Genomic DNA, 12528 nt, shown 5'->3' with positions numbered 1-12528 from the left:
TATTCTAGTATTCGATGTAAGAAGTTTAAATGTTGATGTAAAGTGAGGTTTAGATATGCAACGTAGAAATTTAAAAAATGATATGTATCGGATTGAACGGCGTGAAATCTTTTCAATTCGAAAATTTAAAGTGGGTGTTGCTTCTGCTTTAATTGGGGTTTCTCTTTTTGGGGGACAAGCAGTTTTAGCACAAGAAGAGAATTTAGATACGAATACTGTATCAAATGAAGTAGAAACTAGTGAACTACCGATGGCAGTAGAACCAGTGGTAGAAGAGCCAGTAGCAGCTGAGACAGCAATACCTGCAGTGGCAGAAAGAGCTGCAGCAATGCCAGAAGAAGATGTGCCAGCTGAAGAAACAATGGTAGACTCTCCAGCACCAGCTAGTGCTGAAATGGTACCAGCAGCAACAGAGTTGCCACCGACTGAAATCGTAACGGATAATACAAGACCAGCTGATGATTCAGCTACAATGGTTACAAAATACCGTATTAATGAAGATGAATCACAAGCATATGGTTATTCAGATATGGCTACGACAGCTGACCCGAAAACAAATATTTTGACTTTGGGTGTTAAGCCAGTGGTGGTAGATGAGGGTAATACTGTTCGGACGACTCGTTATGAAGCCGGTGGTCTATTGTACGATAAGGAAGCTTATCCTAAGTACAAAGATGCGGCGTCATCAACTGCACCTGCTCATGTTGTTGAAAATTATGATGGAATTGAAAAAATTGAAAAAGGTCAATATACGGATTTGTTAAAACGATATGAAACTGTTGAAGTGAAAGAAATTCGTTCATTAGAAGATACGTTCCAAGTTCAACAATTTGGTGAAGAGGGATACATTGATTTAAATAAAGTTTTGGAATGGATGGCGAAACCGGAAAATAATTCGGTTGCGACAGAATTTAAATTGGTTGATGCTGATGGTGTTGAGTCATATTTAGCAATCTTCAGAGGAGCTGACGGACGTAACTGGATTTCGACGAATAAGTCGGATATGCTGTTGGCTTCTAATGCCGTTCCGATTACTGATTTCTCGGATCCTAGATCAAGTAAGGTAGTAGTAGCGACAGAAAGTGAAAATGGTACAGCTAGCGCACATCTTCAAATTTCCACGGATGTTCAAAATCATTTTAGACGTAATTGGACACAGTTGACACATGCTTATTTAGAACGATTTCCTTCTAAATGGGGTGGACTTTATAATCTCGCTTCATACTATGATAATGATTCTGAAGGAGAGCGAAATACTCGTTTTGGAACGCCATTATTAATGGTTATCAATGATGCTAATAATGTCGAAAAACGTATTGGTGATAATAAAGCATACTTATATAATCATCAAGAGAAAAAGGAAGCAACGTATAAAATCTCTTATCGTACGACGAAAACAACAACTCCTTCGCATGCAGCGAGTCCATTTGCTGATGGAGATGATGAAAGTAATAGAAATAGAGTTGAAAATTATGTTTCATCTGACTGGATGTCCTTTAATAAGACAATTTCATTGAAGCCACATGTGAAGTATCATACGGAAGTAAAAAATGTAGGCTTATATCATTGGAATGAGAATATTACTTCGGATGACAGTATGAAGCTTGCTCAAAATGAGTATCGAAAAGCAATTTTAGTAGATATCTCACCAACGACCGAACGTCAAATGATTGACGGGAAAGAGCATTATGTCTATAAAGAATACGGTTTCAATCAAATGACAGGTGAAAAATATGTGACGAATACATCTACTATTCCAGTTGAGGAAGCACCAGACGATACGACTCGTACATACTTTGTTTCAGAGGGTATAGCATTAGCCTTACCTAAATGGGATAAAGAGAGTGGAAAAGGTCGTGTTGTTTTAACAAATAAACCATTACTACAAGTAGTATATGACCACCATTTTAACATTAATAAACAGTCTATTTTACAAGATTACTATGGTGTCTATGATGCTAGAAGAATTGCGAATGTTCTAGGTGAGTATGAATACGAGAAGGTGTTCATTGGTGAACACACACGTCGTGGTACGGATATGGATGACCGAACACTTACGTATGGTGTCAACTATCGCCCATATCGTGATGATGTTCGTAATGAGATGAACTATAAAATTAATCATAAGAATGCGCCTTCTCATCGTAATGTTACAATTACACCAAATGTTACGATTAATCACTACACAGAAAACGGTACGTTAATTAAAAAAGAAGTTAAAGCTGCAACAGAAATTTTAGACCCGTATTATCAAGGCGGTTCTCCTGAAATATTAAAAGATTATACTTATGTTCGTTCTACGATTGATGAGCAAGAATATATTTATAAACCAGTAAAAACAACAAATCCGAAATATTATACAGACGGTGTAAATATAATACGTCAAAAATTGAGTACTGTTGCATATGAGCATATGGGTACAGTAGCACCACCATTCTTCTCAGCGACAGCTGGTAAAGATGCTGGTTTTGCATTGACATATGATAACTATGCGATTGTTGAAGCGGCAACGCATGAGCGTGCAGACGCTGTTCGTCGTGGTGAAGACCCTGAATATCGTGTAGCAGAAGAAGCACGTCATATTCGTACAATTAATGTCTACTATCGCTCAAAACCAAAAAATGATGTGCCTGAAGAGTATCCAACTGTTACACTTCCAGAAGCAGAGTTAGTGAATAAAACGGTAGAAGGTAAAGTTATCGTTCATTATGTTGATGAAAGTGGTAATGTTATCGCAAATCAACATGATTTACCAAGTCGTACAGTACAAACTAAAACGTATTTAGTGGTAGATGAAAAAGAAACATTAGTTGATACAGTTAACACTAATGAGATGTATAATGTTGATAATACTCAGGATAAACCAGCTACAATTTCGTTTGCAGGTAAGACTTATGGATTTAAAGAAGTGGCTGCAACTGCAACTGTTGGTGATAAGAAAATTGTCACTGAAGATAATGCTAATAAAGTATTCTTCTCACCAACTCCAACAGGTACTGTAGTAGAGGGAATAACTCATGTCATCTATGTGTATAAAGAAATTGCACCGGAAATCCCAGGTTCAGTAGTCGTTCACTATGTAAACGAAGCTGGTGAAATGATTAATACAGATTATTATGACACAATGAATGCGAAACCAGGAACAATGTTTAATACAGAAGCGACTGAGTTAGAAAAACCAAAAGAAATTATTCATAGTGGTAAGACGTACGTATTTAAAGAAATTTCTGCAACTGCAACCGTTGGTAATAAGACAATTGTTGATGTGAGTAATGAGGACAAAGTTTATTTATCACCTAAAGCAACAGGTGAAGTGGTTCCAGGTACAACGCATATTGTCTACGTGTATAATGAAAAACCGGCAGACGAAAAAATTTCTGTACCAGGGGAGTATCCAACAGTAAACAAACCAGAAGCTAAAATAACAACTCAAGAAGTTGAGGGAAGAGTACTTGTTCATTATGTAGACGGAACAGGTAAAGAATTAAAAGCTGACCAAGAAATTCCGACGATGAAAGTTGGAACTGAGATATATGTAGACGGTCAATTAGCTGATATGATTCCGACTCATGTAATGTACGATGCAACAACACCTGAATTGAAACCTGAAGAAATTACCTATAAAGGTGTTACATATGAATATAGTCATGTGTTAGCTGGTGTTGGACTTGCAGAACCTAAGGCTGAATATGTTGAGGGAACACTTCACGTAACGTATGTTTACTTAGTGAAACCAGAAAATCCAAGTGATAACCCAGGTGAAGGTACGCCAGAAGGTGAGGAACCGAAACCGGTAAGACCACCGGTTGTCGACGGCCCAAGTGATCCGACTGAAGGTGACCCAGGTTCAGAAGAACCAGGCACACCGGAAGAGCCAGGTACAGGCAGCCCAGAAGAACCAGGCACAGGCAGTCCAGAGGAGCCAGGTACAGGTAGTCCAGAAGAACCAGGCACAGGCACACCGGAAGAGCCGGGAACAGGCAGCCCAGAAGATCCGGGAACAGGCAGCCCAGAAGAACCAGGCACAGGTAGTCCAGAAGAACCAGGTACAGGTAGTCCAGAAGAACCAGGTACAGGTAGCCCAGAAGAACCAGGCATAGGCACACCGGAAGAGCCAGGCACAGGTAATCCAGAAGAACCAGGTACAGGCACACCGGAAGAACCAGGCACAGGTAGTCCAGAAAAACCAGGTACAGGTAGTCCAGAAGAACCAGGTACAGGTAGTCCAGAAGAACCAGGCACAGGAAATCCTATTGAAGGAGAACCAGAGGGTTCAGGTGGCAAGCCAAGTGAAGATAAACCTAAACCACCAAGTATACCGGAAGATAAACCAGGAAAATATGTTCCATATATTCCTGAAGATCCGTCAAACCCAGTGAATCCAAATGATCCATTGACACCACCGACAGATTCAAATGGTAATCCAATTAAACCAATTGATTTCGATGAAACACCAGAAGACCCAACTGATAATCCACCATTACCAGATGTGGACGGCTATATTCCAGTTGATCCGAAAGATCCAACAACACCATTGAAACCAAAAGATCCGAATGACCCAACAAAAGGATATGAGCCACCAGTACCAACAAATCCGAATGAGAGTGTAAATATTCCATATTTACCAGCCGGAATGGTAACTGTACACTATGTGGATGACAATGGTAATGTGATTAAAGACCCAACAGTAGACACACCGAAATCACTAGTAGGTACTGCGTACAATACGAACGAAAACGGAACAGAAATTCCGAAAAAACTTACTGGAAGAGACGGTATGGTTTATGAATTGTGGAAAGTTAAAGACGGTGACAAAGAAATTGGTGTAGTGGTACAAGGTAATACTGATGTAACTTATATTTACAAGTTGAAAGTAAATCCAGAGAATGAAAAACCAGAGAGTGGACAACCAAATGGCGGCACACCAGGAGAAAATCAACCAGGTAATGGCACTCCAGAGGGTGGACAACCAAATGGCGGTACCCCAGGAGGCAATCAACCAGGTAATGGTACACCAGAGGGTGGACAACCAAATGGCGGTACCCCAGGAGGCAATCAACCAGGCAATGATACTCCAGAGGGTGGACAACCAAATGGCGGTACCCCAGGAGGCAATCAACCAGGTAATGGTACACCAGAGGGCGGACAACCAAATGGCGGTACCCCAGGAGAAAATCAACCAGGTAATGGCACTCCAGAGGGTGGACAACCAAATGGTGGTACCCCAGGAGGCAATCAACCAGGTAATGGCACTCCAGAGGGTGGACAACCAAATGGCGGTACCCCAGGAGGCAATCAACCAGGTAATGGTACACCAGAGGGTGGACAACCAAATGGCGGTACCCCAGGAGAAAATCAACCAGGTAATGGCACTCCAGAGGGTGGACAACCAAATGGCGGCACCCCAGGAGAAAATCAACCAGGTAATGGCACTCCAGAGGGTGGACAACCAAATGGTGGTACACTAGGAGAAAATCAACCAGGCAATGGCACTCCAGAGGGTGGACAACCAAATGGTGGTACCCCAGGAGGTAATCAACCAGGCAATGGTACACCAGAGGGTGGACAACCAAATGGCGGTACCCCAGGAGAAAATCAACCAGGACAACCAGGTGAAATGCCAAATAAACTAGCCAATACACCAGGTTCTAATGATAAAGACATTCAAAAATCTTCTATGCTTCCAAATACAGGTGAAGCTGATTCAATGATATTCTTGGGTGCAGCTGCCCTTTCAGTATTAACTGGTATAGGTTTAGTAGCAACTGGTCGCAAGAAAGAAGAAGCATAATTTAAATTCGCTGGCAAATACTTGCTAATGAATGTCATCTAACTAAATCCCACCTTTTGAGATCGAACTCAATTGGTGGGTTTTTGTGTTTTTGTTAAAGGGGTCTAAGGCTGATGTATCATGGACATTATGATATAATTAAAGCGATTAAACTATTTGAAAGCGAGGGATTAGTAGTGATATATATTGTTAATAGTCGATTAGCAGACTATCCGTCAGGAATTGAAATTTCAGAACAATTACGCCATAAAATGTTTACGGAAGCTGGACATGAAGTGATATTTTTATTTACAGAAATGACTCAAATTAAATCAATTCAAGATTATTTTGAAGACTTAGGATTTAGTGGAAAATACATTGAATTGTTCCATTTTTTTACGAATCGTATACCGAAACGTATGACAAATAGGGAGCTGGCATTTGTTGATAATCATTATGAACTTTCTTTTTATGAAGATACGCTTTTTTATAAGGAAATATATGAAGGGACATTGGATTATCTTAATGTAGTACAGCGTATTTTTTATGATGAAAATGGTGAAGAAAGATTAATTCAATATGTTGATAGATATAATTTTAGCTACGATTTTAATGGTATCCATTATAAAAATCATCATGATTTAGTAGTGAATTTCTATAATGCTATTGGAATGAATGACGGCGATGTGGTATTTTTTGACCGCATAGAAAGCTTAGTCTTACCATTTTTATCAACTATTGCTTATCGAAAAAATATTAAAACGTATATTAATGTCATGAGTGAACATATGGTAGACGGTGAATGGAACCCTGGATATAAATTATTACCATTTTTAGCGAATAAAATCACGGGAATTGTTGTACAAACTGAATTACAAAAAGAATTACTGTACGAATCATTAAAGAATGAAAATGTCATTGCAAATAATCTCTTTGTGGCTCAAATGAACTGTTCTCCGGATATACATTCGATGAGTACTAATTCTAATAGGTCAGGGTTTATGACGGCTAGTCGTTTGGCAACTGAAAAGAATTTGCCGATGATGATTGAAAAAGTAGCTCAGGCTCATGCCAAAGATGACACGATTACTTTAGATATTTATGGTGGCGGTGAGGATGTACGTGGATTGTTAGAGAGAATGATTGAAGATAAACCTTATATTCAATTAAAAGGATATTTACCTTCTAAGGATATTCCGTACTATAAATATGAAGCATTTGTAACAACATCCTTTGGGGAGGGTTTTGGTAATACATTATTGGAATCTTTATCTCAAGGAACACCAGTAATTGGTTGGAATCGTCGTTATGGTGTGCCCGCAATTGTGGAAGATGATGTATCAGGTAGGCTATTTGATGAACCAGATGAGTTGGTTGAGTTATTTTTAGAGAAAAATTGGTCACAATACCGAGAGGGAGCCATTAAAGGTGCTAAAAAATATGATTTTTCAGTTGTTCAAAAACGCTGGTTAGAATTATTGTAATTGTTATCTAAAATAAACTTTTAAAGCTGAAAAAAATAGAACGACTCTTGAATGGCATGGACTTCAAGAGTCATTTTTTCATTTTTAAGTACATCCACTTTAATTTTTAACTATTAAAATTGAAGTAGATGTTCTTTTTTTAGAGTTGAACCGTTTTAATTGACGTAAACACTTTCATATTGTAGCATGATAATAATATTATTTCGTGTAAATATATAGTGATAATTGTGAAAATATATGTTGCTACTGGAATACACAATGTTTTATTAAGTTGATAAAAATATTATTCAATTTGGAGGATGTTTATGATAAGCAATATTATAGATGAATTTATAACCAACTCATCGTTTTATTTAAATTTACTCAAGGAACATATTATTATTACCTTTACAGCTGTGATGATAGCAATCGTCATTGGACTAGGTATTGGTATTTGGATTTCGCAAAAACCAAAACTTGCTGGATACTTTATTGCTATAGTTAATATCGTCTATACTATTCCGTCAATTGCATTGTTAGGTTTTTTAATTTCATGGACAGGAATTGGTAATACAACTGCTATCATCGCTTTAACGATTTATGCGTTATTGCCCATCGTGCGAAGTACTTATATTGGAATAACAACGATTGATGCTAATATAATCGAAGCGAGTAGAGCAATGGGGAGTAAAGAATATCAAATTTTGTATAAAATTAAACTTCCTTTAGCCTTTCCTATAATTTTTTCTTCTATTATGAACATGGTGACAATGACAATTGCTTTAGCAGGTATTGCTTCATTTGTAGGTGCTGGAGGGCTAGGAGTAGCTATTTATCGTGGTATTACGACTAATAATGAACTTCTTATTTTGAATGGAAGTATTCTAATTGCTTTGTTAGCATTAGTTGTTGATGGATTGTTGAGCTATATAGGTAAATTAGTATCAAGTCATAAGCTAAAGAAAGTCAGTTATAGAAATTCATTGCTAATATTCAGTATGGCAATACTTGTCATTGTATCCTCGGTATTTTTGTACTCAAATAGAAAAATTGAAACAGTAGAATTAGCGTCTAAGCCTACTTCGGAAGGATATGTCTTAGCTGAATTAGTAGCTGAATTGATTGAAAATGATACAAACTTAAAAGTGAATATTACACATGGAGTAGGTGGCGGAACTTCAAATATTCATCCAGCATTATTAAAAGGTGAATTTGATATGTATCCGGAATATACTGGTACTGCGTGGCAAGTTATTTTGAAAAAGGAAGAACCATACACTAAAGAGCGTTTTGAACAATTGAATCAAGCGTATCAACATGATTATCATTTATTGTGGAAAGGTATGTTTGGCTTTAATAATACTTATAGTATTGGGATTCGTGCTGATTTAGCAATGCAATATCATATCAAGACTTTTTCTGATTTAGCAAAATATTCCGATCAGTTTATCTTTGGCGCAGAGTATGACTTTTTTGAACGAGAAGATGGATACAAAGCTTTGACTGGAGCTTATAATTATCATTTTAAAAAGGCTGTCGACATGGATAATGGATTAAAATATCAGGCATTATTTGATAAAAAGATTGATGCGATGACGGTGTTTACAACGGATGGACAATTATCGGATTCAAGAATTGTCGTACTTGAAGATGATTTAAACTTTTATCCAAAGTATTTAGCAGGAATGGTAGTTAGTGAATCAATATTGAATAAGCATCCCGAACTTGACAAAGAATTTGATAAACTTAATGGCATACTGGATGAAAAAACAATGGCCGAATTGAATTATCGAGTTGAAATTGGAAAAGAAAATCCTAAGGATGTAGCCAAGCAATTTTTACAAGAAAAAGGGCTATTGGAGGGACAACATGGATAAAATAATCGAATATAAAAATATTGGTAAAACTTACAATGATAATTGGGTGGTTCGTGATTTTAATTTGAGTATTCATGAGGGTGATTTTGTTTGCATTGTGGGAACTTCTGGTTCTGGGAAAACAACCTTGTTAAAAATGATAAATGGGTTGATAAAACCTGACGAGGGTGAAATATGGATTTCAGGCCATAATATTGTAGAGGAAGATATAATTGCTTTAAGGAGAAAGATAGGATATGCGATTCAAGGAAATGGTTTATTTCCTCATCTGACTGTGGCTGAAAATATCGGGTATGTACCACGACTTGAAAAAAGGAATGAGAAAGAAATTGATGAGATTGTTGATAATATGTTGAAACTTGTTGGGTTACCTTTAAATACAAAAGAAAAATACCCAAATGAGTTATCCGGAGGTCAGCAACAACGAGTTGGAATAGCACGAGCCTATGCCAATAAGCCCTTGATTTTGTTAATGGATGAACCATTTGGAGCTGTTGATTCGATTACACGTTATCAATTGCAAACAGATTTAAAAGCGATTCATGAACAGACAAATTGTACAATTATTTTTATTACTCATGATATTCAAGAAGCATTTAAATTAGGTAGCCATATTTTAGTAATGGATAATGGAATGGTGCAACAATTTGGAACGACTGAAGAAGTGTGGCATCAACCAAGCAATAGTTTCGTAAAACGTTTAATTGATATGACAAGATGATAAAAGGGCTGTGCAGAAAATCTATAAATTTTAGCAAATTTAATAAAAAATACTGAGTTATCAGCATTTTTTCAATTTGTTTAAATATCTGACTTTTTGCTCAGCCCTATTTTTAATAAAACATCCAAACTATTGTGCCTGCAATTAATGTAGACATGAAATTTACCATACTATTATCGATAAAAGCCCAACCTTGTATTTTGATACTGCCTTGTTGATACGTTTCGCTAATGTTATTGGAATGAGGCAATTGATATTTTACTTGTATTGTATAACCGAAAAGACTGTCGATAATAGAACCAGCGAATCCACTGATAATTAATAGCATAACAAGTTTGAGTGAATAATATGGCAAGCGAGTTGTATTCCATAAAGCATGGGTTAGGAGATTTGTCATAATGATAAAGGTGCTGCCTGCTAAACTTGCTAATGTACCTAATAGACTAACACTACCTGATTCACCGTTTTTAATTGGTCGAAAGGTGAGCAAGTGAATGGGTTTAGAGCGACTTAGAACGCCAATCTCAGAAGCCCATGTGTCCGCTGTTGCAGCTGCGATAGTGGCAATCGCTGCAAAGTATCCTGTTGGTGTATTCAATGCAGTTCCAATAATTAAGAACATCACACCTGGTAATGCATTTGCTAATACTTGTATAACTTTTCGTTGGTCACGTTTTGATAATGAGTGTTGTATATTAGGGTGCTGTTCTTTAAGCCATTGAATTGCACTGGAGCTGATAAATAATAATAGCAGTGTTAACCAACTAAATGCATCACCAAAATAATAAAAGCTACTGCCAATCATCATTGCGATAATGCTAGCAGAAAAGGTGAGCCGTTTAGTTAGGTAAGCACTGACTGCACCGATGAATGTTATGCCGTAAATCATTGAATTATCCTTTCATTGAAATAGTATGTTAGTTGGATTATATCACAAAAATATGTGATTAGTCAGAAGATAAAGTTGGCTAATAAGTAATAAGTGCTTGTTGATGTCAACGCCGATGATAAGTTATTGTAAATTTTGTACCTATTTTGTGAAACATTATTTTGCAAAAATGCTTGAGTTTAGCATGGGACAATGTTATACTATCATAGTATTCTTCGTGAAAACGAAAAATTTGAACAGTTTGGAGGGAATAAGATGCGCGTTAACATTAACTTAGAATGTACTGAATGTGGAGAACGTAATTATTTAACAGCAAAAAATAAACGTAATAACCCAGACCGTTTAGAAGTTAAAAAATATTGTCCAAGAGATCGCAAAACTACTTTACACCGTGAAGTGAAAAAATAATATAGTGCGATAATGGCGTAATGAAATGAGTAGGCATCCGGGTGCATTAGTGCACAAGGGTGCTTTTTTGCATGAAAAAACACGAATAGGGGAAATCCAATTCGTGCTTTGATATAATTAATTATGCGTCAATTTCAGGAGCATTGCCTAATTCAGCTTGCAACATCCATACCAATTTTTCTAGTTCTCCTTTGAACCCAATTGCCATGTCTTCGCTGACATTATCTGATTCATCACCAGCAACGTCTATTACATGGTGATAGTCTTCAATCAATGTTCTAAATATTTCAATTAAACGTGTTAAATGGTCAGATAAGTTACGTTTGTAGTGTCCTTCAATACTTTGTATTTTAGTTTCTTTAACAAATTCTTCTAGTGTAGAAAATGGAGTCCCATCAATAATAATCAGTCGTTCTGCTACTTCATCTAATTGAGATTCAATTTGATTACGGTAGTCGTCCATACGTTCATGCCAAGTTATGAAATTAGCACCTCTTAAATACCAATGAATTTGGTGGATAGCAGTCGAAGCTTGACTTAAATCAGCTACCAATTGATTGAGTGCGACTTTTGTTTGAGTAAATTTCATCTAAACACATCCTTTATTTATAATTGTTACAAATAAAGAATAACATATATTTATAAAGCATTCAACTTATATAACTTTTATGGATGTGGTTAAAAGGATGTGATTTCTTTATTACTTTTTCGAACTGCGTAACCCAAATCCAATGTGGCTCTCATTTCCCTGCATCAAACGCTGAATATTAGCACGATGACGGTACATTAGAAATAATGCGATGAGTAAGAAGCCGTAACCATAAATACTTGCTTGAGTGAAATAAATATAGAGTGCTGTGGCTGTAAAACTGACCATAGCGGATAGGCTGATAGTGCTTGTTAGATAAATAAGTAAAAATAAAAACAGAGCACCAAAAAAGGCAATTGGCAAACTAAAGCCAGCAGTAACGCCGAATGATGTTGCTACGACTTTTCCTCCTTTAAAATTAGCATAGAGTGGATAGGCATGACCCAAAACGGCTGCAATGGCAGACCCCATAATAATGTACGGTTCATTTGGGAAGAAATGTTTTGCTAATAGGACAACTAATGTTCCTTTAAAAATATCGATCAATGTTACAAAAACAGCAGCTTTGATACCAAAATTACGGCCAACATTCGTTGCTCCGCTATTGCCACTACCTAATTCACGAACATCAACTCTGTGTTTATAACGTGAATACCAAACTCCTGTTGGAATAGAACCAATTAAATAAGCGAATATAAGATAAAGATAATGCATAATAACCTCCAAAGTATATGAGTTTGGTAACAGTGTATCATGAATTATCGTAAAACGGTAGAACTTTTGTGAAATGGTTGACATTCATGAAAACTAC

The 12528-nt window shown here is 36.8% G+C and carries 8 protein-coding genes; 5 read left to right on the top strand and 3 right to left on the bottom strand.

Annotation, left to right across the window (positions count from 1 at the left end; translation table 11 throughout):
* The first annotated feature begins 55 nt into the window (after positions 1 to 55).
* The 4 genes from JDW14_05945 (at position 56) to JDW14_05930 (ending at position 9831) form a co-directional block, all read left to right on the top strand.
* Entirely contained in the window at positions 56 to 5791 is a 5736-nt protein-coding gene (locus JDW14_05945; GenBank protein QQD64878.1) for a MucBP domain-containing protein, read from the top strand.
* 113 nt (positions 5792 to 5904) lie between these two features.
* Positions 5905 to 7254, top strand: coding sequence for a glycosyltransferase (locus tag JDW14_05940; protein ID QQD64877.1), 1350 nt, complete (start codon positions 5905 to 5907; stop codon positions 7252 to 7254).
* A gap of 305 nt (positions 7255 to 7559) precedes the next feature.
* On the top strand, positions 7560 to 9110 hold the full coding sequence (locus JDW14_05935; GenBank protein QQD64876.1) for an ABC transporter permease subunit: 1551 nt from the start codon (positions 7560 to 7562) through the stop codon (positions 9108 to 9110).
* A gap of 1 nt (position 9111) precedes the next feature.
* A complete protein-coding gene (locus JDW14_05930) occupies positions 9112 to 9831 on the top strand; it encodes an ABC transporter ATP-binding protein (protein QQD66513.1) in 720 nt (239 codons plus the stop codon).
* Positions 9832 to 9943: 112 nt separating this feature from the next.
* On the opposite strand, the gene JDW14_05925 is transcribed toward JDW14_05930, so the two are convergent.
* Positions 9944 to 10720, bottom strand: coding sequence for a DUF92 domain-containing protein (locus JDW14_05925; protein ID QQD64875.1), 777 nt, complete (start codon positions 10718 to 10720; stop codon positions 9944 to 9946).
* 255 nt (positions 10721 to 10975) lie between these two features.
* Between JDW14_05925 and rpmG the strand changes: the two genes are divergently transcribed.
* Complete coding sequence (rpmG, locus tag JDW14_05920; protein ID QQD64874.1) at positions 10976 to 11128, top strand: 50S ribosomal protein L33; 153 nt, start codon at positions 10976 to 10978, stop codon at positions 11126 to 11128.
* Between the two features lie 121 nt (positions 11129 to 11249).
* Here rpmG and JDW14_05915 read toward each other — a convergent pair whose 3' ends face one another.
* Together JDW14_05915 and plsY are read right to left on the bottom strand one after the other, a co-directional pair.
* Entirely contained in the window at positions 11250 to 11717 is a 468-nt protein-coding gene (locus JDW14_05915; GenBank protein QQD64873.1) for a DNA starvation/stationary phase protection protein, read from the bottom strand.
* Positions 11718 to 11828: 111 nt separating this feature from the next.
* The gene (plsY, locus tag JDW14_05910; protein ID QQD64872.1) at positions 11829 to 12431 is read right to left on the bottom strand and encodes a glycerol-3-phosphate 1-O-acyltransferase PlsY; all 603 of its coding nucleotides are present in this window, start codon (positions 12429 to 12431) and stop codon (positions 11829 to 11831) included.
* Positions 12432 to 12528: the final 97 nt, after the last annotated feature.

It is taken from the genome of Aerococcaceae bacterium zg-252, from assembly GCA_016237705.1.
Taxonomy (GTDB): Bacteria; Bacillota; Bacilli; order Lactobacillales; family Aerococcaceae; genus Globicatella; species Globicatella yangjingiae.
This window is presented reverse-complemented; position numbering and strand designations above follow the sequence as displayed.

Excerpts from the sequence above, each read along its gene's own strand:
- JDW14_05945 (QQD64878.1), top strand. The coding sequence starts at position 56 with ATGCAACGTAGAAATTTAAAAAATGATATGTATCGGATTGAACGGCGT.
- JDW14_05940 (QQD64877.1), top strand. The coding sequence starts at position 5,905 with ATGTATCATGGACATTATGATATAATTAAAGCGATTAAACTATTTGAA.
- JDW14_05935 (QQD64876.1), top strand. The coding sequence starts at position 7,560 with ATGATAAGCAATATTATAGATGAATTTATAACCAACTCATCGTTTTAT.
- JDW14_05925 (QQD64875.1), bottom strand. The coding sequence starts at position 10,720 with ATGATTTACGGCATAACATTCATCGGTGCAGTCAGTGCTTACCTAACT.
- rpmG (QQD64874.1), top strand. The coding sequence starts at position 10,976 with ATGCGCGTTAACATTAACTTAGAATGTACTGAATGTGGAGAACGTAAT.
- JDW14_05915 (QQD64873.1), bottom strand. The coding sequence starts at position 11,717 with ATGAAATTTACTCAAACAAAAGTCGCACTCAATCAATTGGTAGCTGAT.
- plsY (QQD64872.1), bottom strand. The coding sequence starts at position 12,431 with ATGCATTATCTTTATCTTATATTCGCTTATTTAATTGGTTCTATTCCA.